Source organism: Methylotuvimicrobium buryatense 5G, from assembly GCF_000341735.1.
In the GTDB taxonomy this organism is placed as follows: Bacteria; Pseudomonadota; Gammaproteobacteria; order Methylococcales; family Methylomonadaceae; genus Methylotuvimicrobium; species Methylotuvimicrobium buryatense.
Window position 1 is genome coordinate 3,905,097 of record NZ_KB455575.1, and the last position, 26,277, is coordinate 3,931,373.

The window sequence follows — 26,277 nt, forward strand, 5'->3', positions numbered from 1 at the left end:
TTTTACCTTTCAGGTCCCGTAAACTCTAGGACGGATGAGTCGGTCGATGTGTGGAGACAGCGCGTTTCCCAATAAAATAGCGTACATCACGCCCTCGGGCAAACCGCCCCAAATACGAATAACGACCACAAGCAGCCCGATGAAGATGCCATAAATCACGACGCCCAATGACGTTATCGGGGAACCTACCATATCGGTGGCCATGAATACCGCCCCCAGCATCAAGCCGCCGGAGAAAAGCATAAATTCCGGAGAAGGGTAGATTTCCGGATTAATCCAATACAAAATGCCGCTTAAAACATAAACAGAGCCTAAAATAGCGACAGGAATGCGCCAGTTCATCATCTTGCGGGCAATTAAATAGAGTCCGCCCAATGCGATCAACACGGACGATGTTTCTCCGATCGATCCGCTGACAAGCCCCAAGGCCAAATCCGCGCTTTCCGTGGTAACTTGATCGAACTTAAAAGCAGAAAGCGGCGTGGCGCCCGATATGCCGTCGACGACAGGTTTTGCAAACGGAAAAGTTAGCACCGACTCGGACACACGGGTAAATCTGTCCGCCAAAAAAGCCGGATGCCAAGTCGTGATCGCGACTGGAAAGGCGGCTTGTAGAATGGCTCTTCCGACCAAAGCCGGGTTAAAGGCATTGTAGCCCAGGCCGCCAAAAACGAATTTTCCCAAGGCAATTGCCAATACTCCGCCGATGAAGGTCATCCATAATGGAAAAATCGGCGGTAACGTCAATCCCAACAGCAAACCGGTAATCACCGCCGAGCCGTCGGCAATCGTGCTCGGCCGGTTGGAAAATTTATTCAACAGATGCTCGGTCAGTACGCAAGCAATCAGGGAGGTGAGAATCACCAAAAGCGCATTGATACCGAAGGCATAAACGGCAAAAGCCGCAACCGGCAGAAGCGCATAGACCACGTTGCGCATGATCACATCGACGCCGACCCCTTTGTTGATATGGGGCGAACTGCTGATACGTAGGGTTTTGCTAAACATGGGCAACCGCCGATTTTCTTTTTCTAACGATTCCTTTGGCGACTCTGAAATATTGCACCAAAGGAATATTGGATGGGCACACATAGGAACAAGAGCCGCATTCGAAACAATCCATTAGGTGGTACTCCTCGGCCATCGTGTCGTAAGCTTCGGATTTTGCCAAGATGCCCAATCGCGAAGGATTCAGGGAAATCGGACAGGCATCGACACAGGCCCCGCATTTGATACACGGATAGATTTTGTCGCTTCTTTTGACATTTTCATCGCCGAACACCACGATGCCGGATGTGCCTTTGACAATCGATAGATCCAAGTCGGAGGCCGAAACGCCCATCATTGGCCCGCCCATATAGACTTCGCTGAGGTTTTCTGCGGCTCCGACGTGTTCCAATACAAAGCGTAGCGGCGTCCCGATCGGTATTAGATAATTGCCTTTTTTCTTGATTCCGGGGCCGGTAATTGTGACCACTCTTTCCTGAATGCCACGGCCATGGGGCAATAATCTTCCGATTTCGGCCGTCGTGGCGACATTGACCGCTACGGCATGAACATCGATCGGAAAACCGCCTGAAGGAACCTCTTTGCCGAGCAAAGCCGTAATCAGCATTTTCTCGGCGCCCTGAGGGTATTTGACCGGTACGACTTTGACTTTTACCGGCAAATCGTCAGGAATCCGGTCGGCTAAATGATCGGCGGCATCTTTTTTGTTGGCTTCGATGCCGATGATGACCTGCTTGGCGTCGGTGACTCTGAGAAGATACCGAATGCCGGTGAAAATATCATCGGCCTGTTCGAGCATGACTCGATGATCGGTGGTCAGATAAGGCTCGCATTCGATCCCGTTGATGATCAAGTGCTCGCAGAATTTACCCTCTGGGATTTTCAACTTGACGTGGGTCGGGAATGCGGCCCCGCCTAAGCCCACAATACCGGCATCCTGGATGCCTTGTAAAATGGCTTCCGGACTTGCCGACAAGGGAACAGGTGCGCCTTCCACGACTTCTTGTCCGGAAAAAGGGAAAGTTTCAAGATAAATGCCGCTTGCCTTTTGACCTCCGATGACCGGGACGTTGGCGATTTTCCTGACAATACCGGAAACCGGAGCATGCATCGGAACCGACAGATAGCCGTCGGCCTTGGCCAGCATCTGTCCCCTCGCGACCTCCTGGCCTTCGCGTACGATAACCTGAGCCGGCTTGCCTATATGTTGCTGCATCGGAAGGACAATCAACGGAGGAAACGGAAACTGCCGGACGGGCAGTTTGTTCGTGTCCTCCTTGTGTTCCGGGGGATGTACCCCATGCTTGAAAGTATTTGAAGAAAATTTCAACACGGCATCAATTAAATTTTTCGCCTCTTTTGATCCATTTCTCGATATCGGCGGCACTTCTATCGGCAGGCAGTCCCGGATGGATCACGCCGGCGGTACATTTTTCAGCCGCCTTGACCAAATCGCTGTAAGGTCCGGCATTGGCATCTTTGATAAAGGCCTTTTTATCGTTGTTGTAAGCGAAGATATTGGGGTTCAGGTTGATGCACTCGTCACAGGCCGTGCAATTCTCCGTTTCAAGCCAAGGCGCCATGCTATCCGCTTTGACTTCGGCCGCTGCGCCTGCCGAGGCTTCTGTGTCGGTTTCGCCTAACGCAAAATCCATGATGCCGGCACCCTCATCACCGGCTAGCTTCATCAAGCCCTTGGCAATCTTGCCGACGACTTCTGCTCGGATTTTGCTTTCTAAATCTTCCACCGGCGTTGCTTTTTCATCTTTGATGCCGGCAATGGCTTTCAGCATGATCCAGAAATCCCTTCTTTCCTCACAGGACAGTACCATCGTTTTGGATACCAAAACCCGGCTGAGCAGCTGTTTTCTGTCCACCGCCCAAATGAACGGAAATTTTCCTTCTCTTTCGGATTCGTCCAATTTTAGAAACTCGGACAAAACCACCATATTTTCATTCCAGGTATCGCGAGGCGCTTTTCTGAAGTGTTTTCTGAATCTTGCTTCGGTCAAGGCGAAATCAGCAAAGGTCATCGCAACTTCCATCGATTTTTGTCTACCGCCTTCCTGGTATTTCAGCGTATAGGTCGGCCAATGTTTATCCATGGCCGGATTCCCTTCCAAGTCGAATGCTTCTTGAGGCGTCACGCCTTTGTCCGGATCATAGCGGAAGATTGGATAGGCTCTGGATTCGACGGCCAGTTTAGCCTGATTGAAGCCCATGTCGTCACCAACGCCGTGCTCGGGTTGGCAGGTAGTGTACAGATTGAACAGCGCGGGTCTTTTCGTCATCAAGCCATCGATGAAGCCTTCGATCATGTGGCTGGTGTTGGCCAACGTGGCTTGCATGACATAGGTATTTCTGTGCGCCATGCCGATCAAGCCTATTTCTTTTCTCGGTTCGGATTTGCCTTTCCCGACTTTGCCGAATTGCGCCATGTCGGAGACTTGACCGACAAAACCCGAAGTACAAGCTTGGCCGCCGGTATTGGAATAGACTTGGGTATCGACGACCACTACTTTAATGGGTTTGCCCGAGGCCATCATGCGCGAAAGATTTTGGAAACCGATGTCGTACATCGCGCCGTCGCCGCCCAACGCAACGACAGGCGGACACAACTTCCACTCTTGGTCGGAAAACTGTTCCCAATTGAAATAGCTGAAGAATTCGTTATGATCGCGGGGATTGTAATTTCCGGTCAATTCCAATTCGGCTTTACGTATCAATTTGAATCCGTCGGCCATTTTGGCCATATGACCTTCAAAAATCCCCATGGCCAAGGAAGTGCTGTCTTGGAACAGGTGATTCGCCCAAGGGAACGGATAGGGATTGTACGGATAAGTACTGCCCCATACCGAGGTACAGCCCGTCGCATTGGTCATGCCCATCGTCGAGCGGCCTTTTCCGGTGACTCCGTTGGTATATTTCCAATGCAAGTGTTTCAAACCGGCAATGGTTTGCGTTGTTTCGGTCAACCATTCCTGGTCGATCGGGGAAGAACCTTTTTCATGCTCCAGTCTACGGGCAATCCCGGACATGGTCAGGTCCCCGCCCTGCATTTCGGCGACAATCTTGGACATCATGTCGGTGTCCGTGACGTTCATCGTGTTCATCAACTTGAGTTGAACATGTTTCTCCAGCTTTTCAATCAGATCCTGAAGATAAGCCACATGTTTTTCGACCCGTGGAATCATCAGGGATTCCACCGTGGCCATGAATAGATGAACGACCGACTTCTCGGAGCAACCCAAACAGGCCCCGTCGCCACTGGCAAAGCTTTGATAGGCCCCTTTATCCAACAAGATGGTTTCCAGAGGACCTATTTTTTCTTCCAGGTCGTCAACGCGATGAAATTTTTTCGGAGTATTCGGAAGGTCGCTCCAAAAGCCCCATTCCTCTCTCAATTTTGCAATCGATTCATCGGTTTGTTTGACTACCCTCAATGCGTCGTCATCGCATACCTTGACGCATTCCATACAGCCTTTACAGGTCGTAGGATTGACAGTGATGCTGAATAAGCCCCCGCTATTGGCTGCTTTCTTTTCGTGCAGGTCATAGTAGGGCCGAGTCAGCGAAAACTGGAAATCGCCGAGTTCGTCCCTGAACCATTGCAGTTCGGTAGCGAGCAATGAGTCCTTCGATTCTTGTTCGATAGCCGCATCGATGGCTTCATTGACCATGTTGTTCACGGTGACCCCCTCGTGCGGCTCATTGAAAAGCGCACGAATTTTGGGTTCCAGTTGTTTGACGGTTTTAGGAAGAAATTCGAGTTTGTCGTGTTTCCGTTTCACCCGTTTCAAAACCGTATCGAGCACATCCGATAATTCGCTGACCAAGCCGGGAATGGCCGTGTCTGGGCAAACCGTGTAACAGTTGCCGCAAGCCGTGCAATTATCGGCCACCCATTCCGGATGCTCAAAGCGAATGCCGGTCATATCCCTGAACAGCGATGTCGTTGCCGGCATCACGCTCAAACCGATAAAGGGGTCTGTTAGATTATCGTTGCCTTGGCCGGTGAGATAGAAATTACCGGTCTGCTCCCAAAAACGGTGAATATCGCTGAGTTTGGATTCACTCTGCGGGGTGGTTTTCAGTAGACTTGGAATCGGCGCGATCAATTGTCCGCTGGTTTTCTCGGCTTGAGCGCCTAAGACTTTGTTTTTGATTTCATGGACTTCATCGAATCCGCGCTTCACGACGCGCATGTTGTCATCGACGACCCGCTGACCTTTGCTGCCGAACTTGTGTTGCAATTGTTCTTCTATCGCTTTCAACAGCGCGACATCGCTGAGTCCGGATTTTTCCATCAAAGGCGATGCGGAGAAGAAAGCCCCCTGAAAAGCAATGCCTTGCATTCTGAGCTGTAATTCCGGATCGGTCGCTTCTTCTCTTGCGATTTTGAATCCATCGACATAAAAGACCCGGATGTCATTGTCGATGATCATCTTTTGGTAATGTACCGGTATGTCGGCCCAAACTTCATCGGCGGTTTTCCGCTCGCTTTGAATGATGAAAGTTCCGCCTTTTTTGAGACCCGCCAAGGCATTGGTATGCTTGAAAACATTCGGGTCAGGCGATAGCACCACATCGACGAAATAATATTCGCAATTGATATTGATCGGTTCGGGCGCGGCGGCAAGATAGTAAGTGGTCGGTTGTCCTTTTTTCTCCGAGCCGTATTTGGGATTGGCTTTAATGTCGTAGCCCAAAAGATCGAACAGCGTCATCGCCAGGTTTTTACCCGTCGTGATGGCACCCCAACCGCCGACCGAGTGAAACCTTACCGTAATGGCGCCCGGCGGCATTAGGTTTGGGTTTTCAGAACCGCGCACGGCCAATTCCTTCACATTCGGATAAGCTTCTTGAATGGCTTCTTGATGGGCTCTTTGTTTGGGCGTGAAGGCATGTTCCCGGATAAAGTCGATCGACAAATAAAAGCGTTTTTTATGCTTGCCGTTAGGTAGCATGTTTTCTATCGCGCCAATAATGCCTTCCGGTTGAAGATCGCGGCTGCCCATGCCGAAAGAGCCCGAATATAAAGGCGGCATTTCGCTGAATGAATAGGAAGACAAGTCCGGGTACGGAATATTTTTCTTGTGCGTGCCGTTTTCGATACATTTAGTAATTACCGCACGGGTTTCACGCATGATAGGAGGATCTTCCGCTAACGGCTGATCCAGCCTTTCCAAAATGGCGACGCCTTTTCGGCCTTTTAAAACTTTTCCCAAAAGATCCGCCGGGAAGGGTCTGAACATTACCAAATCCACCACGCCGACTTTCAAACCGCGAGTTTTTCTTAAGTAATCCGCCACCGCTTCGGCGCTAGAGACTACGCTGCCCTGACCTAGAATCAGGTAATCGGCGTCGTCGACTTTATAGGTCATGACGCGTGCGTAACGACGCCCCGTTAATTGATAATATTCCTCGAAAGCCTGGTCGGTCAGTTCTTTGATATGGTCGAAAAAGAAAGGGCGCTGAGCGGCGACACTTTGCATGTAAGCGTCCTGGTTCTGCACGAGTCCGGCCATCATAGGATTGTCCACATCCCACACTTCAGGAATACGTCTTCTTTTTTCCCCATAAATAATTCTTTGAGCCGGAGTGGGGGTATCGATGATGTCGTCCGGTCTACCCAGATACTCCTTGATCAACTCCCGCTCCGGCAATAAAAGAGACTCGATCAGATGGGTCGTCAAAAAGCCGTCTTGGGCGATCACGCCCGGATTCAAGGCTAATTCGGCAATCCTGTGGGAAATGATATTCAGGTCGGCCACATGCTGGGCTTTTTTGGCAAAAAGCTGAAAAAAACCGGTATCGTCAATCGCATGATAATCGTCATGTCCCGCATGCACATTGAGAGTGGCTTTGGTCATGGCTCTTGCGCCTATGTTCAAGACATAGGTCAGCCTTTTTCCTACAGCGGCATAGAGCGATTCGTGCATGTAGGCAATACCCTGACCGGAGGAAAAATTGGTGGACCTCAAGCCTGTCATGGACAATCCGGCCGTCACGGCAGCCGCGGCATGCTCTCCTTCCGGCTCAATAAAGATGAGAGGACGGTCGGAAATGTTCAAATGTCCTTTGGCCGCCTCTTCAGCCCAGTATTCGCCCATTTGGGTGGACGGTGTGATGGGATAGGCGCCTGCGGCATCCGAGGATTCGCGTTCGCACATGATGGCTACTGTATTGCCATCCATGGCTACCCTTGTTCCTGGATATTTGAATTGCTTGTTTCTATTTTCCATGACGGTATCGCTTGGTGGGATTATGGATAGGAATTTCAGAGTGACTTTCCGATTTATCCTTCGTTAAAACAGTATTCCAATTGAATCTAATTGGCAATGTTTTTTTGGTCGATTAATTAGGCTTCATTCAGCACAACAATAGCAGATTTGCCGGACTATTTTGGAATGCTGCTGCTGAAACTGGCACGCAAAAAACATACCTAATTGATGGTGTTTATGATGGTCGTATCGAATCGGCTTTTATTCATTAGGGGTTTGCGACAAATAATTTCCGGTACTATGGAGCTTAGCCTAGGGTTCGGTTACTCGCTTGACAGGTCAAGCGCCTAAATTAACCAAGGCAGTTAACCATTGCATAGCCAACAGGCTATGAAATTTAGGTGCTGGGTGAATACGTCCGCGTAGCACAACAATATCACATTTGCCGCACTATTTTGGAATGCTGCTGAAAGTATACCTTTCGCACTTCAAATTTCGGCAGTGCCTGAGGCGCCGCCGGGGTGCTCGGCAAAGGCTTTGCCAGCATGGAGCTGGCATAGAGCCTACGGGGACGTATTCACGGCGTCCTTTGACGTGCACCCCGGTGCCGAATTTTGATCTACGATGGGTATAATAAGCAAAAAGCATGCTTATTGATGGGGTTTGTCGTATCGAATCCCATATTACAAGGGAGGCTGTTTATGGCCAAAACCTTTATTTATTGAAGGAGAATTGATCGAGCTGGAAATCACCGAAACCGTATTGACCAAGAATACCGAAGAGTGTCTGAGTGCTGTGCATCAGTTGAAACAATTGTCGGTCAAATTTACGGTCGATACTTTGAAAAATCGATCGGGTATTCGTAAATAAATGTGACAACAATTGGGAGGATGTGCCATTTGTCAGGCTATCATTTCCTTGGGACAAAGTCTGGATCCGCATATCGTGCCCGAAGGCCTAGAACGAAATCGTTGACCTCACAGGGCTGGATTCTAGCAATGGCTACCGAGCGATATGAAGATGGCCGTTGAAAGGCTATATAGCCGCACCATCAAGATCGATGGCGCAATACGCTGGATCTACCGCAAGGAATACGTCAAAAACGAAGGCAAGATAATGCTGTGCTTGTCGTCCGAGATCATTCTTTATCTTTCCCTGCTATCCGATAAATTCACTGCCTACAAACTCAAATATGTTACTCAATTCAAAAGCAGCTACTCGCATATTTTTGGCGTTCACTCATTCGTTGCCCTGCGCCTGTTGGCCCTTGTGCGCGTTGATCAGCATGTGGCATTCCAAGCAGGATCGCTCGAGCCTAAGCGCTGCCTCCTTGGTCAGTTCTGCATCGTTTTGTGCAGTTGCTCGTTTCAGGTCGTGTATGGCTTCATTGAAGGACTTGCCATGCTTCTCGTAGACGTCTGTAGACAGATAGCCATCAATCGCGGCGGCGTACCTTTCCATCTCCACGGCTGCGGCATTGACACGGTTGAGTCTGCCTCGAACGATCGCATCGAGGACATCTTGCATCGAGTCTGACTTTCGACGCATCAACTGGTTCTTCAAATTGCGGTGAGACGGATTCTTATCGTATTCGCCGGCATAGCGCCAAACCTCGCCAAAGAGCCACACGACTAGAGCGACAACCAAAATGCCACTTAAGAGCGCAACTGTCCACTGCAAGCGATTTCTTTGGCTCATGCTTTTCTCCTAGCAGAAAACGAAGTAAAGGCCCCCTCGTTGTGAAGATGGCAAACGGTTCGGACCACTGGTATTAAGACGTTCCTGGGCTTGTTGAGTGGATAAACCATCTCTGTCGAGCTGCAAGTCTTCCAATGTCTGCTTGATATACAAGGAATGTCAGTCTCTTGGTTCATGAAATAGGGCTTTTTTGTCATGATTTCTTGGAGTTCAATGGTAAAGATTGGTTCTTATTCTCGTTCCAGCTCAAGGAATTTAACAAAAGTACCTTACTATTTACTGACTCAAAGCAAGATTTGAATTTGGTGGTCTGATTCTGGCCGTTACTCGTCTAATGATCATCATTCGCCGCATCCGGCAAAACCACCACAAACGGCCCGGCCCGAAGGTTCCCTTCGCCATAACACCGCACCTGAACCGACGGACAGAGGTTGAATTCCGGTTCCGCCAACAGATCCGCATCGATGCCATGGCCTAGCAGGGCAGTTTGAAGGCTCGGGTATTCGCCTTCCGGAGCAAGGCCGAAATGATCGTGCTGTGCGCGATGCTGGTATTCTGCGTGGGTCTGTATTCGATGAGCAATCTGGGCCTGCGCGGCGGACTGCATCAAATCCTGAAAGATTTCGATATCGCCTACGGCGAGTTCGTCAAAGTCCAAGGCCTAACCTGGCACACGCTGGAACTGAAGGCGATCGACAACCTGACGCTGGAGCACATCGAATGCGCCTGCCCGGTGCTCGGCGCCTGGCAAAAGGGCTTGATCGTCGAATACCAGGGCCAAGCCCGCTCGGTCGGCAAGAGCCAGCTGTACCACAACCTGTACCCGGTTGACGCAGTGCTGATCGAGGGCGAGCCGCCGCTGCGCGTGATCTCCCTGCGCGTCGACATGAAAGGCCGGTCGCTCCGTTGGCTGGTCGAGAATCTGAAGGCCAACCACGATTATTACCTATTGGGCGAATTGCACATCGACACCGACAAAGTGGTCGATGTCACGCAATTGGAGGTTTACCATCCGGTGAGCTGGAACGGGGCTAAGGTCAAGCTGCATTATGCGAAGGCCGGGGATTTGCGGGATTATTTGAATCTGACCGCGATCCGGGGCGAGGTGGTGGTTCAGTTTTGGTTGAGGCCGGGGGATGCGATGGTGAAGATGCGGTTTGATGGTGGGGCGGGAAGACGGCTATGCCGAAAGGCTTGGAACGGGCGTATTACAGCTAATTTCTTTCATTAACTCAAAAGTCTAATTAATAAGGAAGTCACTTTGAAATCGGAGCGTTTCTGGTTCTGAATATTGCGTATGTTAAGCTCCTACTCGAACGCCTGACTTAAGGTTTTTAGCTGCTTGTTTGGTGTGCGCTTCTCGTCGGTCGTGCGCCACTTCCGTCTGCTGTTGATGCGTGCGTACCTTTCCCGCCTCTCGGTGTGAGCCAGTACCCATGCTTCGCCCGACAACTCGCACCAATGCGTGGCCCCGCTGCTCATCGGCAGACAGTCGCTTGCAAGCCGACCAAAACGCACGAATCCAGCTTCATTCCACCGCTTGCTTGGCAATCTGCATGTCGTCGCTGTTCATGTGCTGCGTGTGAACAAGTCCTCCGTGGTCAACTGAGCACGTCTCAAGATACAGTAACAGTCTCTTTTCATTTTTCGTCATGTCGTCGAATTTCATCGTTTCAATCTCTAGTTAAGGGGTTTATTGGTTAGTTAAACTCAGGAATATGATTACGATCGGACCGTTTCAAAGCGTCGTGGTCTGGGGATTTTATTTGTTCCATCCTTTATATTCACAGTATGCCCAGATGACATGATCTAATTCAGCTAGGTTCGTCGCTGGATAATCGGGGTTTTTCTTAATTGATGTACGAAGCTGTTCGGCAAGCCAAATGTATTTTCCACCTTCACTTAAGCCTCTCGGTCTATTTTTTGTGACACCAACTTTAGTTAGCCAAGTTATGACTGGTTTATTCCAAAGCGGGTAATCTTCTGGGAAAAAATGACAAAGCATTTCTGTAAGAAAAGCTTTACGAACTTCTGCTTGGCCCGATTTTTCAAGTTGGTCATATTCTGTTTGTACAACAGCATCACGGTGGCCATTAGCTGTGATGCATTTTATGAGTGTTTCGCATAGCATCTGCCAGTTTGTTGCTTCTTTGCTATGACGAAAAATTCCGTTTCCTTGGAATTTCCATTTCGCCCCATTCCAGTTCTGAATGAGCCAGAAATAAAAATCATCTTGGACCATTTTCCCCGTGGCGCAATCCCTAACAGCTTGTTCAAGCTCAGTTCGAATTTCTTCGGAAGCGTAGGTGCGCTCTTTTCGTTCAGCAATAGCTTTGGCTAACCCAGGAAACTTCGGCAAGTGGAGACTGCCGATTGTATTATTGATTGATGAGGGTTTTGGACGGGGATTAGGAAGTGCAGCCTCTGGATATGCATTGATCCATTTTTGATCTACTGGCCTTGACCTTCCCAAGATATCCGCGATCCAGTTACTTATTTCCTGATAACGCTTTTTGTCAATTTTTATTTTTAAGTTTGCCTCATAATTGCTCTCAAAGGCTGCAACGGTCAAATTCGACGATCCAATGATGAGGAATCGTTCACCACCTTGTTTCCACATGACTATCTTTGGATGAAACCCATCAATCTTGTCAGTCACAAAGAAATGACAGATATCGTCATGCGCATTTTTCCAAATCAATGCATCGCTAAGAGCTTTCTTTCTAGTGATTCCAAAGTCTTTCCCAACGATTAAGGTTGCATTCTTGCATTCATCTGATAATTCAAAATTTTTCCAATCTCGCAAATATGCGGATAGCACGAAAATCTCATCCGCGTTCTCGAAAGCTGATACATAGGCATCATAAAGTAATGAATCTGATGTGGGGTTAAGGTAGATAGCCATCAATTCCTCTTATTTTCATATTGGTAGCCAGAAAACTCTAGTTTTGAGTGACCAACCACAAAAGGACAAATTTTAGACTATTTAGTCGAGCCTATACCGCAACATTAACCAGCCCCCAATCTATCGCATAGCGCCAGCATAGACATCACAACGGATGGATCACGCTCGTCACCACGCCCCAAATCACCGTTCCATTTCCTCACATAACACGATATCCCGATAGGCCGGGTTTTCCGAGCCTAAAACCCACTGACCGCCCCGGCGCTTCAAGTGCTTCACGACTAACTCGCCGTTCAGTGCGCAAATCACGATCCTGCCCGGCACCGGTTCCAGCGAACGATCGACGACCAGAATGTCGTTCGGATGAATGCCGGCGCCGAGCATCGATTCGCCTTGCGCGCGGACAAAGAACGTCGAGGCGGGCTTTTGCACCAGCAGTTCGTTCAGGTCCAGCGTTTTCTCGATGTAATCATCGGCCGGCGAGGGGAAGCCGGCCGAGACTTTGCCGGAAAACAACGGCAGGTTCACAGTTTTGGGGTTTGGCGCAGCGTAAAAGAAATTCGTTGGCATAATGAGCACGGCGGGTTGAGTAGGCGGAGCAGCCGAAAGGCGTTTTTATGTTCTCTTTATGTTCTCATTTTAGGCGCATTTTGCTAAACTGCCAGACATCCCAAAAGCAAATGATGTTGACACAATGACTGAATTAACCCGCCGACAACGACAAATCTTCGAGTTTTTGCGCGATAACTACGAACGCTTTGCCTATCCGCCGACGCTCGATGAGCTCTGCGAATCGTTGGGCATGGCTTCGCGCGGATCGTTGCACAAGCACATCAGCGCCTTGATCGATGCCGGACTGATCGAACCGTTCTCGGGCAGCAAACAAACCGGCATTCGTTTGACGGCCCAGGCGCAGCGGGATTATGCCGCGTGCGAACATGCCTTGCCCTATGTCGGTAAAATCGCCGCCGGCAAACCGATCGAAGCATTGGCCGATGTGCATTACCTGCCGGTCCCGGCGCTGCTGAAAAGCGACAAGCCGTGTTATGTCTTGCAAGTCAAAGGGGATTCGATGAAAGAAGCCGGCATTTTCGACGGGGATTGGGTGGTGATCGAGCAGCGCGATTACGCACGCAACGGGGAAATTGTCGTGGCGTTGATCGACAATCACGAAGCGACGTTGAAATATATCGAACAATCGCCGGGCAAAGTGCTGTTGATACCGGCTAATTCAGCGATGACAACCCAAATTTATGCGCCCGAACAAGTTCAAATTCAAGGTATTTTGGTCGGACAAATGCGCAGTTACCGGGCACATTAGCAACAAGCCTTTAAACGTGGAGAGCCGCTATGCAACGCAAAATTCACATGCAGGATCAGGTCAGGAACAGGGTGGCCGAGATTATGGAGGATCGCCGGTCGGATTGCGTAATTGCTTGGGGTATGAAGGTTCTGGTGGTGTCGGCGATTATGTTGGTTGGGGTGGTTTGGTGAGTTTTATGCTGTAGTCGAGTGGGACACAAACAGGCTTCTTCAGAAAGGTGCTCAGTTAAGCCGATTTGCGCAGCAATTCCCAGTTTGAGCAGTTTCGCCGATTTTAGGGTGTGGGGTATGCCTGTCGAGGAACGCCGTAAACCCATCCATGGGGGCTTGGCGGCAGCTAAGCGCCAAGGATGGCGTGTAGTAGGGCAATGCAGGAGCAATTGCCGAGGAGCAAAAATCTGCCCCTGCTGCCGACATCCTCGCCAAGCATACCCCTCACCCTTTTTGATCTCCAAATTGGGAATTGCTGGACTAACGCCGGTACTTTTTTCTTAAAGTGACCGATCCATACTGAGGAATCCACTATACCGGCATTGTTACAATTCGGTTTGCCGGCGCGGGATGGGCTGTAAATCAGGGGCAATACCGCCTAAGCAGGCCAGGCTCTCTCGCGTTCAATCAGGGCCTTCAAGGCTTCTTTGATGAGGCTGGATTTTGGTTAAAGCTTGAGCTTTTTCGAGTATGCATCATCTAAAACAACCGTCGTGAGCATAATGGCCTCCATAAAATGTCATCGAAGGATGCGTTTTTTGTGTAGTCAGGTAATTATTCCCCGTATTTCGCCGCTCATCAGCTTGGGGAGCAGGGACTGCCAAGCACTAGATATCGACATCGGCAGTTTATCGGTTGTCGAGCGGCGCGAAGCGATGCAAGTGATACTGGATGAGCACTTCAAAGCGCTGGAACGGCATGCCGGATTCGATTCTTACGATCGGCTGGAAAGTTTCGAGGCGGTGGCCCGGATTGCAGGGCCGGATAGCCGGATCGTCAAAAAATATCTTCGCTCGGATGCGTGACAGGTTGATTCGGGTTTCGAAGACATCAATAACGAAAAGCGGTGTCATATCCGATAGAAGTGTGGTATACCAAAATTAAACTCCCGACTTCGATGGAGGGTATCCACCATGAATTCAACCGATCCTTTCGGCGCACGGCAGTTATTGAATCCAGACCGTGCAAGCCCGTTGTTCTACTACCGTCTTGCGTGTTTAGAGTCCGCCGGCGCTGCTGATCTTTCCCGCTTGCCGCAAACGATAAAAATCTTGCTTGAGAGTCTGTTGCGCAACTGCGACGGCTATTCGATCACCGAAGACCATGTGCTCGGCCTCGCCGCTTGGCAGGCGCAAGGTTCCAGGCGGGAAATTCCCTACAAACCGGCGCGGGTCATCCTGCAGGACTTTACCGGCGTGCCGGCCTTGGTCGATCTGGCCGCGATGCGTGATGCGATGAACGAATTGGGCGGCGATCCGAAAAAAATCAATCCGTTTATCCCTTGCGATCTGGTGATAGACCATTCGGTGCAGGTCGATTATTTCGGCAAAGCCAATGCCTTGCCGATGAACGAAGCGGTCGAGTTTCAACGCAATCAAGAACGCTATGAATTCCTGAAATGGGGTCAATCGGCCTTTCAGAATCTGCGAGTGGTGCCGCCGTCTACCGGAATCGTTCATCAAGTCAATCTCGAATATTTGGCTCAAGTCGTCTTTCACAACAAGAACAGCGACCTGTGCTATCCCGACAGTTGCGTCGGCACCGATTCGCATACGCCGATGGTCAACGGCTTGGGCGTGTTGGCCTGGGGCGTCGGCGGCATCGAAGCCGAGGCGGTCATTCTGGATCAGCCCATTTACATGCTGGAACCGGATGTGGTCGGCATTAAATTGACCGGAAAGCTGCCGCCTGGCGTGACCGCGACCGATCTGGTGCTGCGTATCACCGAGTTGTGCAGGCAGTTCGGCGTTGTCGGTCAATTCGTCGAGTTTTACGGCTCCGGTTTGTCCCAACTCAGTATTCCGGATCGTGCGACCATCAGCAACATGGCCCCGGAGCAAGGTTCGACCGTGAGTTTTTTCCCGGTCGATAAGGCGGCTTTGAACTATATGCGCCTCACCGGGCGCAGTCCCGAACAAATCGAGCTCACCGAGCGCTATGCCAAGCTACAAGGATTATTCCGCACCGACGATGCGCCGGAGCCCGAATTTACCCGCACGCTGGAAGTCGATCTCGGCGAAATCGAGCCGGCGCTGGCCGGCCCAAAACGTCCGCAGGACCGAATTCCGCTGAGTCAAGTCGGACCGACTTATCGGCAGACGCTGATCGCGCCGGTCGGCATTCGCGGCATGGGCCTTGCCGAAAGCGATCTCGATCGCTGCGGCGTGGTATCGAACAAAGGCGCCTGCGAAACGATCACGCACGGCGCCGTCGTAATCGCCGCGATTACGTCCTGCACGAACACCAGCAATCCCTCCGTGATGCTCGGCGCCGGCCTGGTCGCGAAGAAAGCCGTCGAGAAAGGGCTCAAGGTCAAAAATTATGTCAAAACCTCGCTGGCGCCCGGCTCGCAGGTGGTGACCGAATATTTGAAGCAATCCGGGCTGCTGCCCTATCTGGAAGCGCTGGGTTTTTATCTGGTCGGCTACGGCTGCACGACCTGCATCGGCAATTCCGGCCCGCTCGATGCGGCGGTGGAAGAGGCCATCGTAGACAATGACTTGGTCGTGTCTGCGGTGTTGTCCGGCAACCGGAATTTCGAAGGCCGCGTGCATCCGCTCACCAAAACCAATTATCTCGCCTCGCCGCCGCTGGTGGTGGCCTATGCGTTGGCGGGATCGACCGCTGTCGATATGAGAAACGACTCCATCGGTCAAGGTAACGACGGCAAACCGGTGTTCCTGAAAGATATTTGGCCAACGACCGAGGAAATCGATGAAGTCGTCCGAAAATTTGTCACGCCGGAAATGTTCCGGGAGCGTTATGCCGATGTCTTTACCGGTACCCAGGCCTGGCAGGCGATTGCAGTCGCCGGCTCAGAGCGCTATCAATGGAACGAACGGTCGACTTATATCAGAAAACCGCCGTTCTTCGAAGGGCTGGGCGGCGGCTCCGAAACCATCGGCCGTCTCGCCGACATGCGGGTGTTGGCGCTGTTCGGCGATTCGGTCACGACCGATCATATTTCGCCGGCCGGTCAAATAGCGCCTGATTCGCCGGCGGCATTATATCTGCTCGAAAAAGGCGTCGAGCGCAAGGACTGGAATAGTTATGGTTCGCGCCGGGGTAACGATCAGGTGATGTGCAGAGGCACATTTGCGAATGTGCGTATTCATAACCTGTTGGTTCCGGGGGCCGAAGGCAATGTTACGATTCATCATCCCAGCGGCGAACGAATGACCTTTTTCGATGCCGCGATGAAGTACAAAGAATCCGGTATGCCGCTCTGTATTCTGGCGGGCAAGGAATACGGTTCAGGATCGTCACGCGATTGGGCGGCGAAAGGGCCGTTCATGCAGGGTGTCAAGGCCGTCATTGCGGAAAGTTACGAAAGAATTCATCGCAGCAATTTGATCGGCATGGGGATTTTGCCGTTGCAGTTTATGTCCGGCGAATCGGCGCAAAGTCTCGGGCTGAAGGGCGACGAAACTTTTACGGTGGACATCGCCGACGACACTGTTCCCCAACAAGTCGTCGACGTGACCGCCAGCGCTCCGGACGGGAGCGTTAAGTCCTTCAAGGCCGTCAGCCGCATCGATACGCCGATCGAAATTCAATATTACCGGGACGGCGGTATTTTGCGCACGGTTTTGAAGAAGCTGAGGGCGGGTTGAGGAAATCCATCCATTAAGCAAAGACAAAAGAGGGGCTGCATTCATGAAACATCCGCACGAGCATCATAAACATCAGGCGCCTCATGCCGGGGCTTCGAAATCCGATGAAAACGACGGCCATTCGCATTCGGCCCACAAAAACCATGCCGGACACGACAAGCACGCAGGCCATAGCGTGGAGATGTTTCGGGATAAATTTTGGCTGACGTTGGTGCTGGCCGTCCCAACGCTGATTTGGAGCGAGGAACTGCAGCGCTGGTTGTCGTATACGGCGCCGGCTTTTCCGGGTTCGGGGTATGTTTCGGCCGTTTTCGGCACGCTGGTTTATTTTTACGGCGGTTGGGTGTTTTTGCAAGGCGGCTGGCGCGAATTGCAAAGCCGCCTGCCGGGCATGATGATCTTGATCTCGCTGGCGATCAGCGTCGCTTTTTTGTACAGCCTGGCCGTCACGTTCGGTTTCAAGGGGCATGCGCTGTGGTGGGAGCTGGCATCTTTGGTGGCGATCATGCTGCTGGGACATTGGATAGAGATGCGTTCGATCTTCCAGGCCCAGGGCGCTTTGCAGGAATTGGCGAAGTTGCTGCCGGATACGGCGCTAAGGCTGGTCGACGGAGATAAAACCGAAGAGGTCGCCGTTGACCGCTTGCAAGACGGCGATTTGTTGTTGATCCGCCCAGGCGCGGCGGTTCCGGCCGACGGCGTCGTCAAGAGCGGTAAGAGTTCGGTCAATGAGGCATTGATTACCGGCGAATCCGAGCCGGTGACGAAAGGCGAGGGCGATGAAGTGATTGCAGGCACGGTCAATGGTGAAGGCTCCTTGCGCATCGAAGTTACCGGCACCGGAGATAAGACCGCTTTGGCCGGCATCATGCGCTTGGTCGATCAGGCTCAAACTTCACGCTCCCGGGCTCAGGCCTTGGCGGACCGGGCGGCGTTTTATCTGACGCTGGTCGCGATCGTCTCGGGCGCCTTGACATTCATTGCCTGGTCGCTGGCCGGCGCGACGATGGATTTCACCGTGACGCGGGTCGTGACGGTATTGGTCATCGCCTGTCCTCATGCCTTGGGGCTTGCCGTGCCGCTCGTGATTGCGATTTCGACGACATTGGGTGCGCGCGGTGGATTGTTGGTGCGCGATCGTAGGGGATTGGAGGAGGCGCGTAATCTGGATATCGTGGTGTTCGACAAGACCGGCACGCTGACCTTGGGCGAGCACCGCGTCGTCGAAACGATCACGGCCGAAGGCGTCGAGCCGGACGAAGCACTCCGGCTTGCCGCGGCGGTCGAACGCGATTCGGAGCATCCGATTGCGAGAGCCCTGCTCAAGAGCGCCGAAGAAGTCGAAATTGAATGGCCCTCGGCCCAGGATTTTCAAGCAATCCCCGGCCGGGGCGTGGAGGCTGTTGTGGAAGGGCGCAAACTTCAGGTGGGTGGGCCGGCCTTGCTAAAAACGTTCGAGAGAGAAATGCCCCAAGTCCTGGCGGACGCCGCCGACCGCTTCGGCGAATCCGGCCGGGCGGCGATTTATCTCGTCGAAGGGGATAGGGTTTTGGCGGTCTTTGCGATCGCCGATGCAATTCGTCCCGTTTCCGGTGAGGCGGTGCGCCTGTTGCATGATGCCGGCATCGAAGTCGCGATGCTGACCGGCGATTCGCAAGCGGTTGCCGATGCCGTGGCTAAGGAATTGAACATCGACACGGTGTTCGCTCAAGTGTTGCCCGAGGACAAGGTAAAGCGCATCGAAGAGCTTCAGGCTCAAGGCAAGCGCGTCGCGATGGTCGGAGACGGCGTCAACGATGCGCCGGCTTTGTTGACCGCCGATGTCGGTATTGCGATCGGCGCCGGCACCGATGTCGCTGTCGAGGCCGGCGATGTGGTCTTGGTCCGTTCGGATCCGCGCGACGTGTCGAGGATCGTCAATCTGAGCAAGGCGACCTATCGTAAGATGGTACAGAATTTGTGGTGGGCCGCGGGCTACAACATCGTCGCGATTCCGCTCGCGGCGGGCGCGTTGGCATGGGCCGGAATCCTTCTCGCGCCGGCGGTCGGCGCGGTGCTGATGTCGGCCAGCACGGTGATCGTGGCGCTGAATGCCCAATTGTTGCGCAGGGCCGAATTATAAGCCCGGCAGCGACACGCAGGTTCAACGGGCTGGAAAGAGCATGACGGCTTTATTAGGCTACACTTTTGGAATAAAAAATAACCGGATTCTAAATAATGAATAAATCAGCTTCATTTACAAGGCTGTTTATCTGCATTGCCTTTTTAGTGGTATTGATTGTTTTACACATAATACCGTTGCCGATATTAGAAGTGTTGATGCTGTATATTATGGTTTTTCGTCCCCGTTGGTTTAAGGAATTAATTGACAGCATCTATAATGAATAGCCTCGGTTGGGGCTGTGTTTTAACCGCTAAACGGTCATTATTCAGCATTTATGGCGTTCCTTGACAGGTATACTCCACGCCCTAAACTGCGAGAACATGCTCAAACCGGGAATTACTGCCCCATCAGCTTTGGATTCAGAACGATTTTGAGGATTTGCATTTCCTTTCTTTTTTCGAGCTGTCTGTAACAGCACGGAATGTCGGCAACTCAATGCTGCCGACATTCCGTAACTCCTAAAAATCAGACGTTTTTCGTCCGGATAAGGTGGTTAGGTTATTTATTGATCTTGCTTTTGATGAACGAGATGAGCGGCTTAACGCCATTTTCGATGAAAAAGCAGACGGTTTGCTTTGCTGCATGATAAATCACGGCGCTCATCGAAGTCTGTTCATCGAGCGACAACTTCTTGGCAGATGCCTTCCTGATGTTGTGATAGTAAACAGCCAAGCCATCGACGAAGACGTAGCGATATGCCCACATCTCTGCGATCGATGTAAACCACATGAATGCGAACGACACGGCCATACCCATACCAGCGATAATCACGAGCCAGGCAAACATCGGATGCAGCTTAGTGAGCCACCACGACATGATGTCCGCTATCAAGAATACGTAAGGCATGCCGATTGCGGTGCTTTTGATTACGACCGACGCGGTTTCGGAAAAACTAAAAATCAGACCGACGAACATGAAAATAAAAGCAATACCGAATAAGTGGATATGCGATATGCGAATCAACGAGGCGAAGGTAGCGCCTTCGTCTTGTTCGGTCACGGCTTTCAGTTGAGAAAAGTCGTTGTAATTAGGGATTCCCGACGCATCGGCGTTGTGACACATCACACATTTGGTTTCGATGATTTTTTTTGAGCCGCTGGATTCATATTCCGATTGTTCCGCCCCGTCCCGTGTCCATTGAATCAGTGCGAAGCGCTCTTGCTCGGTCGCATAGGGTTTCATCGAGCCGTTTAACTTGGTTTCGAGTAAGGTACCCGAGCGGTTGCCGTAATAACTGTAGACGATATCGTCGATCGATAGCCCGAACTTGCCGTCGGCCATACCGTGCGTAAAAAGAATTTGTATCAACGCAAAAAAGTAACCGACAGCAACGGTGCCTAAATAGCCGGTAAACAAGACTTTGATCGGAAGGTCGAGTTCTTTGAGATGGGATTTAAAAGGATGCATAGCGTGTTTCCATGGAAAATAAAAATCGAATTCGTAAAAAGGAAGGTGTAGACATAATAGACGCAAATTGCGGTCCATGTCGGGGCTTGAACGCATGCGAAATGCGCATCTCGTGCAATTTTATAAGACTTTCGGCGTCACCAAGCCTGAAAAAGCTACGAGACGCGGTTCCGGCGACTCTTTCGAGCAACCGCGCTCTTTTTAGATCGTGCAATTTCATAGCAAATGGGATTCTAACCAGGTTCGCAACGAGTACTAAAACGGTGCAAAGGTCAGTCCGTTGATCTTCTAATGACGACAGGTCTCGAAAAAAAGGTATAGAAAAAAGATTGCTGCAGCTTGGAGATTGCCCAGAGGGACAGTAATAATGCCGAAATCGCGGTGCCGGCAATCACCAGATCGGCATATTCGTATCCGGAAGGCAGAAATGCTTCAGCGACCGCGCCGCTTAGAACCATCACAACCAAGGGCAGCATATATAGCAATAGCGAGGCCTTGATTAAAATCCCCTCGCTAATTCCGATAACGACTTCGTCGCCGGTTTTTAACTCGATGTCGCAATCGACGGCGATCGAGCGTTTCTTGATAAACTTATCGAGCACCGAGGTGGAGCAGGAGCTTTTTTGCAGGCAACCGCCGCAGCCCTGCTTTGGCTTGCTTTCGACCCAAACTTGGTTATGTTCGATTTTTGCCACGATTGCATTTTCTTCGATCATGATCGTTCCTCGCCACTTTGAATCAATCGATAATTTCGGCAGTATACCGCGAAATCTTAATGCTATCCGACCAATAATACGGGGGAAGCCCGGCTTTTTGTTTGAGATGTTGCAAGAACTGCCGAGGATCGGGCAAGGACTCCCATACCGAAGGTAAAAAGGTGCCTCGTTTGAGGCCTTCTTCTAAAATCAAGCCGTCGATACCAGGGCGCAATTGGTCGATTAGATCTTGCTCCGAAGTGAATGCAATCGGTTCGGCGGGATTCAGTATCGAAATATGAATGTCCAATGCATCGAGTTCGTCGGCTTCGAGCGGTGGGAATCGGTAATCCTTGAATGCTGCGGAGAAAGCATTCTCGGCGACATCCTCGGCCATGGGTCTAATCGCTTCGAGCATGCCGATGCAGCCGCGCAGTTGTCCTTGTTTTTGCAAGGTCACGAATGTTGAGCGCGGCACAGTCAATTCGGGTGGATAATCGCTTAGATCGATCTTGAGCGCTTTGCCGTACTTTAAGCCATGAGCAATGGATGACTTGGCTAAATCCAGAAGGCGCCTGCGGTCTTGTTCAGTCAACGACATACGCTCCATACCCCACGACTCGGTCTTTATCGCCTGCGGTATCGCCGGAATTCCTGAGATCGACGGCTTTAATACTCATCGATTTTTGTCGCAACAATTTCAATAATCCGGATACCGCCACTTTGCCGCATGCGTCCTCGGGCGACAACTTTTCGTATTGCATTTGCTCGATCAAGGTACTGGTTTGTTGGTCGAGTTTTTTCGCAGTTAAATAATCGTGATAATGGCTTAAGTCGGAGCTGATGACGATCAAGGTTTCAGGGCCGCCCCAAACCAAATCGAGCGCTTGGCTGACTTGATCGGCCGAAGCATCGCCGGCGACAATCGGGATTAATTTAAAATCGGCCAACGTTTCCTGCAAGAAAGGCAAATGCACTTCCAGGCTGTGCTCATGGGTATGCGCTTGTTCGATGTATTCGACGAATGGCAACTTTATCAATGCTTCGACCGCAGTCCGGTCGATAACTATATTGCCCAATGGCGTTGTGTAGTAGTCGGTGCGGGTAACGGCCAAGCCGCGAAAAGCCACACGGTGCGAAGGCCCGATCAGCACGACTCGCGTGATGCTGTCGCGGGCCTGTTTTAGTCTCGCATAGGCGCTGGCGGCAATCGGCCCTGAATAAATGTAACCGGCGTGGGGGGCGATAATCGCCTTTGGAACTTTCGCCTCGGTTTCGGCATCATTTAAGTAATGATCCACCATTGTTCGCAACTCAGTCGGATCGTCAGGATAAAACAAGCCTGCGACTGCGGGTCTTCTGTTCATAGACAATATCCTGTATAAAAAGAGGAATGAAGAGGATTTTATAGCGGAAAGCTTACAATCCACTGACCCGCTAAAACATTCATTGGTTCCGGGAGAGCGCTAATGCCTAACTTGATTACCCCAGACACCGTTACGACACGCTATTGGCATGCCTTAGAGGATGGGCGCGTACAATGCGATCTATGTCCTAGATTTTGCAAATTGCATGAGGGTCAGCGAGGATTGTGTTTCGTCAGGCAAAACCAAAACGGTCAAGTTGTCATGACCAGCTACGGCCGGTCTAGCGGCTTTGCAATCGATCCGATCGAAAAGAAACCGTTGAACCATTTTTTACCGGGCACGCCAATTCTATCCTTCGGCACGGCCGGTTGCAATCTAGCATGTAAATTCTGTCAAAACTGGGATATCAGTAAATCGCGCGAGATGGATGCGCTGATGAGTTTGGCATCGGCTGAGGCGATTGCTAGAGCGGCGCGGGAAAATGGCTGCGATAGCGTCGCTTATACTTACAATGATCCGGTTATCTTTCATGAATATGCCATCGATACCGCAATCGCTTGCCGAGAACTCGGAATCAAATCGGTCGCGGTGACGGCCGGTTATGTGTGTCCTGAGCCTAGGGCCGAGTTTTATCGATATATGGATGCCGCCAATGTCGATCTCAAGGCCTTTACCGAAAACTTTTATCATAAAATTACCGGCAGTCATTTGGATGCCGTGCTCGATACGCTGCTTTACCTTAAGCATGAGACTTCAGTTTGGTTTGAATTAACGACCCTGGTCATTCCCGGCGAAAACGACTCGGAAAACGAATTCGAAGCGATGACGCAATGGGTCGTCGAAAACTTAGGCCCCGATGTGCCGATGCATTTCACCGCGTTTCATCCCGATTGGAAAATGATGGATAAGCCGCATACGCCGGTTTCGTCGCTACTACTCGCTCGTGACATTGCCATCAAAAATGGCGTCCGTTACGCCTATGTCGGTAATGTGCATCGAAAAGAAGCGGACAGCACCTATTGTCATCATTGCGGAAAACTCCTGATCGGTCGCGATTGGTATCAATTATCCGACTGGAATCTCGACGAAAAAGGGTGTTGTAAATTTTGCGGAACGCGTTGCGCCGGCGTTTTCAATGAAAAGCCTGGGAATTGGGGAGCGCGGCGCCAAGCAATCGAGGTCGCTTAATGCTCTTTGCCTAAATCCCTAAGTTCATGCTGATTCATGACACTTTAACTCAAGCGTTTGGCTCGATTAAAACCCAGCCGTTAAGGGTTTCGTTGATTATTCTCGCGATGAGCATCGGTGTGGCGTCGGTTACAGTATTGGTTGCATTGGGCGAAAGCGCTCGCAATTACATAGTCCAAGAATTCGAAGCGCTCGGTACGCATTTGGTGATCGTTTTACCGGGCAGAACGGAAACTGTTGGCGGACACCCACCGATTATGGGCGAAACGCCGCGCGATTTGACGCTAGACGATGCCGAAGCCTTGTTCAGAAGCCATTATATCGCCGCAGTTGCGCCGGTTTCGGTCGGTTCCGCGCCGGTTTCGGTGCGCGGCCAAGCGCTCGAGCGCGAGGCGAATATTTTGGGTTCGACGCATGCGCTGCAGCGCGTGCGCCGATTGACTATGGCTCAGGGGCATTTTTTACCGGATATGGATGTTAAGCGAGCGCAACAAGTCTGTGTCATCGGCCAAACGATTCGCGAGGAATTATTTCCGAGAGGTCCGGCCATCGGACAATGGCTGCGTATCCATGATCGCCGCTTTCGAGTCATCGGCGTGCTGTCGACCGAAGGCCAATCGATCGGCGTCGGTTTCGATGAGATCGTGATCGTTCCGGTTGCCTCGGCGCAAGCCTTATTCGATACGCAAGGCCTGTTCCGGGTCTTGGTCGAAGCCAAGTCCAAACCGGCGATGTATAAAGCGGTCGACGACATTCGCGAAATCATCAAGGCTCGCCACGAAGGCGAAGACGACGTGACGATCATCACGCAAGACAGCGTGGTACAAACCTTCGACAAAATATTGACCGCACTGACCTTGACTGTCGCCGGGATTGCCGGCATCAGCCTTGCGGTGGCGGGTGTGCTTGTTATGAATGTAATGTTGGTCAGCGTGACACAACGTACATCTGAAATCGGCCTGCTGCGGGCATTAGGCGCAACCAAGAGCCAATTGCAGCGTTTGTTTTTGACCGAGGCGGCGTTGTTATCGTTGGCCGGAGCAGTTTTAGGAGTCGTTGTCGGTCAATTGATTTTGTTCGTGTTGCAAATGCTGTATCCGGCGTTTCCGTTCATTTTTCCGAATTGGGCGCTTGCCGCCGCGCTAGCAGTATCGCTGGCTACAGGCTTGATTTTCGGGGTGTTGCCGGCACGCAAGGCGGCAAAGATGGACCCGGTTTCCGCGTTGGCGAAAAGGTAAGCAGACGATGACTATTTTCGATTTGGCCGGTTTATCGCTCCGCACCGTACTCAATCAAAAGCTACGTTCTTCATTGACCGCACTGGGTTTGATTATCGGCATTGCCGCTGTCGTGATTCTGACTTCGATCGGGCAAGGCATTCATCGTTTCGTGTTGGACGAATTCACGCAATTCGGCACGAATCTGCTCGCGATCACCCCAGGCAAAACCACGACCTTCGGCATATCCGGAGCCACCATCAGCACGGTGAGGCCCTTGACGATCGGCGATGCCGAGAGTGTCGGCAGGCTCCCGAATGTCATCGCCGCAATGCCGATGGTGCAAGGCAATGCCCGCGTGGAAACGATTGGCCGCCACCGGCGCGCCAATGTTTTCGGCGTGAGTTCGGCATTGCCGGAAATTTGGAAAATCAATGTTGCCAGCGGGCGGTTTCTACCCGAAGACGACCAGAGCGCCTCTCGAGCATTCGCCGTTTTGGGTAGTAAATTGGCTAGCGAACTATTCGGCCGAACGAATCCGTTGGGCGAGCGCATTCGCATCGGTGGAGATCGCTACCGCATTATCGGCGTGATGGAATCGAAAGGTCAAATGCTCGGATTCGATTTGGACGACACGGTACATATCCCGGCGGATAAAGCATTGGAGTTGTTCAACCGGCAAAGCCTGATGGAGATCGATGTCATTTACAATCCCGACATTTCGGTCGACATCGTCGAGCAAGCCATCAAGGATTTATTGATCCGGCGCCACGGTTTCGAGGATTTTACGATCATAACGCAGAATAAAATGCTCGAAACCATGGATTCGGTATTATCGATTCTGACGCTGGGAATCGGCGCGTTAGGCGGTATTTCGTTATTGGTCGGTTCGGTCGGCATTTTGACGATCATGACGATCGCCGTTTCCGAACGTATCTCCGAAATCGGCCTGCTGCGTGCGCTCGGCGCCGAGCGCCGCGTGGTTTTTCAGTTGTTTTTAGCCGAAGCCTTGGCGCTTAGCCTCGCCGGAGGATTGGCCGGTATTGCCGTCGGCATGCTTACCGTGCAATTGATCGTCGAGTTTATTCCGGCCTTACCGGTGCAATTGGCATGGGATTACTTGGCTGCCGCCTTTGTATTGTCGCTGGCGATCGGCATGGCCGCCGGCGTGATGCCGGCGATCAAGGCCGCACGCTTGAATCCGCTGGAAGCCTTGCGGACCGAGTAGCCGGAACCGAAACATGAGCTGCCGGGCGT

Annotated in this window: 22 protein-coding genes and 1 pseudogene; 11 read left to right on the forward strand and 12 right to left on the reverse strand. The window is 51.5% G+C overall.

Going from position 1 to position 26,277, the window contains the following annotated elements:
• Positions 1-9: 9 nt before the first annotated feature.
• The 3 genes from METBU_RS0117585 to METBU_RS0117595 are packed head-to-tail and all read right to left on the reverse strand — an operon-like array spanning position 10 to position 7,253.
• Positions 10-1,008 carry an RnfABCDGE type electron transport complex subunit D gene (locus METBU_RS0117585; protein ID WP_017841870.1) on the reverse strand — a complete coding sequence of 333 codons (999 nt, stop codon included), beginning with the start codon at positions 1,006-1,008 and terminating at the stop codon, positions 10-12.
• Positions 1,001-2,395: an electron transport complex subunit RsxC gene (gene rsxC / locus METBU_RS0117590; protein WP_017841871.1), complete on the reverse strand. Its 1,395-nt coding sequence runs from the start codon at positions 2,393-2,395 to the stop codon at positions 1,001-1,003. Before rsxC ends, METBU_RS0117585 begins: the two co-directional genes overlap by 8 nt.
• Positions 2,346-7,253 (reverse strand): 2-oxoacid:acceptor oxidoreductase family protein, encoded by a 4,908-nt coding sequence (locus tag METBU_RS0117595; RefSeq protein ID WP_026130302.1) that lies wholly within the window; start codon positions 7,251-7,253, stop codon positions 2,346-2,348. The genes rsxC and METBU_RS0117595 overlap by 50 nt, the downstream gene beginning before the upstream one ends.
• A 711-nt stretch (positions 7,254-7,964) precedes the next feature.
• Between METBU_RS0117595 and METBU_RS28225 the strand changes: the two genes are divergently transcribed.
• Together METBU_RS28225 and METBU_RS29260 are read left to right on the forward strand one after the other, a co-directional pair.
• Positions 7,965-8,102 (forward strand): hypothetical protein, encoded by a 138-nt coding sequence (locus METBU_RS28225; protein WP_017841873.1) that lies wholly within the window; start codon positions 7,965-7,967, stop codon positions 8,100-8,102.
• Positions 8,103-8,252: 150 nt separating this feature from the next.
• Positions 8,253-8,441 (forward strand): annotated as a pseudogene (locus METBU_RS29260) (RepB family plasmid replication initiator protein); the annotation flags it as partial.
• Positions 8,442-8,471: 30 nt separating this feature from the next.
• Here METBU_RS29260 and METBU_RS28795 read toward each other — a convergent pair.
• Both METBU_RS28795 and METBU_RS29265 read right to left on the reverse strand, forming a co-directional pair.
• The gene (locus tag METBU_RS28795) at positions 8,472-8,930 is read right to left on the reverse strand and encodes a hypothetical protein (RefSeq protein ID WP_017841874.1); all 459 of its coding nucleotides are present in this window, start codon (positions 8,928-8,930) and stop codon (positions 8,472-8,474) included.
• Positions 8,931-8,939: 9 nt separating this feature from the next.
• Complete coding sequence (locus METBU_RS29265; RefSeq protein WP_083877778.1) at positions 8,940-9,083, reverse strand: cation-transporting P-type ATPase; 144 nt, start codon at positions 9,081-9,083, stop codon at positions 8,940-8,942.
• Between the two features lie 373 nt (positions 9,084-9,456).
• Between METBU_RS29265 and METBU_RS24630 the strand changes: the two genes are divergently transcribed.
• Positions 9,457-10,161, forward strand: a complete 705-nt coding sequence (locus METBU_RS24630) for a hypothetical protein (RefSeq protein WP_017841875.1) — start codon at positions 9,457-9,459, stop codon at positions 10,159-10,161.
• 297 nt (positions 10,162-10,458) lie between these two features.
• Here METBU_RS24630 and METBU_RS28230 read toward each other — a convergent pair whose 3' ends face one another.
• From METBU_RS28230 to METBU_RS24640, 3 genes are all read right to left on the reverse strand, one after another.
• The gene (locus tag METBU_RS28230; RefSeq protein WP_017841876.1) at positions 10,459-10,599 is read right to left on the reverse strand and encodes a hypothetical protein; all 141 of its coding nucleotides are present in this window, start codon (positions 10,597-10,599) and stop codon (positions 10,459-10,461) included.
• 93 nt (positions 10,600-10,692) lie between these two features.
• The gene (locus METBU_RS0117620; RefSeq protein WP_017841877.1) at positions 10,693-11,835 is read right to left on the reverse strand and encodes a phospholipase D family protein; all 1,143 of its coding nucleotides are present in this window, start codon (positions 11,833-11,835) and stop codon (positions 10,693-10,695) included.
• 183 nt (positions 11,836-12,018) lie between these two features.
• Complete coding sequence (locus METBU_RS24640) at positions 12,019-12,405, reverse strand: LexA family protein (RefSeq protein ID WP_425272078.1); 387 nt, start codon at positions 12,403-12,405, stop codon at positions 12,019-12,021.
• Positions 12,406-12,529: 124 nt separating this feature from the next.
• Between METBU_RS24640 and lexA the strand changes: the two genes are divergently transcribed.
• From lexA to METBU_RS0117650, 5 genes are all read left to right on the forward strand, one after another.
• Positions 12,530-13,156 carry a transcriptional repressor LexA gene (gene lexA / locus METBU_RS0117630; protein ID WP_017841879.1) on the forward strand — a complete coding sequence of 209 codons (627 nt, stop codon included), beginning with the start codon at positions 12,530-12,532 and terminating at the stop codon, positions 13,154-13,156.
• 29 nt (positions 13,157-13,185) lie between these two features.
• A complete protein-coding gene (locus METBU_RS28235; protein ID WP_017841219.1) occupies positions 13,186-13,329 on the forward strand; it encodes a hypothetical protein in 144 nt (47 codons plus the stop codon).
• Between the two features lie 578 nt (positions 13,330-13,907).
• Positions 13,908-14,174 (forward strand): hypothetical protein, encoded by a 267-nt coding sequence (locus METBU_RS0117640; RefSeq protein ID WP_144053591.1) that lies wholly within the window; start codon positions 13,908-13,910, stop codon positions 14,172-14,174.
• A 108-nt stretch (positions 14,175-14,282) separates the two neighbouring features.
• The gene (gene acnA, locus METBU_RS0117645) at positions 14,283-16,982 is read left to right on the forward strand and encodes an aconitate hydratase AcnA (RefSeq protein ID WP_017841881.1); all 2,700 of its coding nucleotides are present in this window, start codon (positions 14,283-14,285) and stop codon (positions 16,980-16,982) included.
• A 43-nt stretch (positions 16,983-17,025) separates the two neighbouring features.
• Positions 17,026-19,104 carry a heavy metal translocating P-type ATPase gene (locus tag METBU_RS0117650; protein ID WP_017841882.1) on the forward strand — a complete coding sequence of 693 codons (2,079 nt, stop codon included), beginning with the start codon at positions 17,026-17,028 and terminating at the stop codon, positions 19,102-19,104.
• 540 nt (positions 19,105-19,644) lie between these two features.
• On the opposite strand, the gene METBU_RS24645 is transcribed toward METBU_RS0117650, so the two are convergent.
• From METBU_RS24645 to amrB, 4 genes are all read right to left on the reverse strand, one after another.
• Positions 19,645-20,553: a hypothetical protein gene (locus METBU_RS24645; protein ID WP_235726425.1), complete on the reverse strand. Its 909-nt coding sequence runs from the start codon at positions 20,551-20,553 to the stop codon at positions 19,645-19,647.
• Between the two features lie 272 nt (positions 20,554-20,825).
• Positions 20,826-21,269 (reverse strand): SoxR reducing system RseC family protein, encoded by a 444-nt coding sequence (locus tag METBU_RS0117670; protein WP_017841886.1) that lies wholly within the window; start codon positions 21,267-21,269, stop codon positions 20,826-20,828.
• Positions 21,270-21,291: 22 nt separating this feature from the next.
• Entirely contained in the window at positions 21,292-21,849 is a 558-nt protein-coding gene (amrA, locus tag METBU_RS0117675) for an AmmeMemoRadiSam system protein A (protein WP_017841887.1), read from the reverse strand.
• Positions 21,836-22,615, reverse strand: coding sequence for an AmmeMemoRadiSam system protein B (amrB, locus tag METBU_RS0117680; protein WP_017841888.1), 780 nt, complete (start codon positions 22,613-22,615; stop codon positions 21,836-21,838). The genes amrA and amrB overlap by 14 nt, the downstream gene beginning before the upstream one ends.
• A gap of 102 nt (positions 22,616-22,717) precedes the next feature.
• On the opposite strand from amrB, the gene amrS reads away from it, so the two are divergent.
• The 3 genes from amrS to METBU_RS0117695 are packed head-to-tail and all read left to right on the forward strand — an operon-like array spanning position 22,718 to position 26,248.
• On the forward strand, positions 22,718-23,803 hold the full coding sequence (amrS, locus tag METBU_RS0117685) for an AmmeMemoRadiSam system radical SAM enzyme (RefSeq protein WP_026130303.1): 1,086 nt from the start codon (positions 22,718-22,720) through the stop codon (positions 23,801-23,803).
• Positions 23,804-23,829: 26 nt separating this feature from the next.
• Positions 23,830-25,041 carry an ABC transporter permease gene (locus METBU_RS0117690; protein WP_017841890.1) on the forward strand — a complete coding sequence of 404 codons (1,212 nt, stop codon included), beginning with the start codon at positions 23,830-23,832 and terminating at the stop codon, positions 25,039-25,041.
• A 7-nt stretch (positions 25,042-25,048) separates the two neighbouring features.
• Positions 25,049-26,248, forward strand: a complete 1,200-nt coding sequence (locus METBU_RS0117695; protein WP_017841891.1) for an ABC transporter permease — start codon at positions 25,049-25,051, stop codon at positions 26,246-26,248.
• Positions 26,249-26,277: the final 29 nt, after the last annotated feature.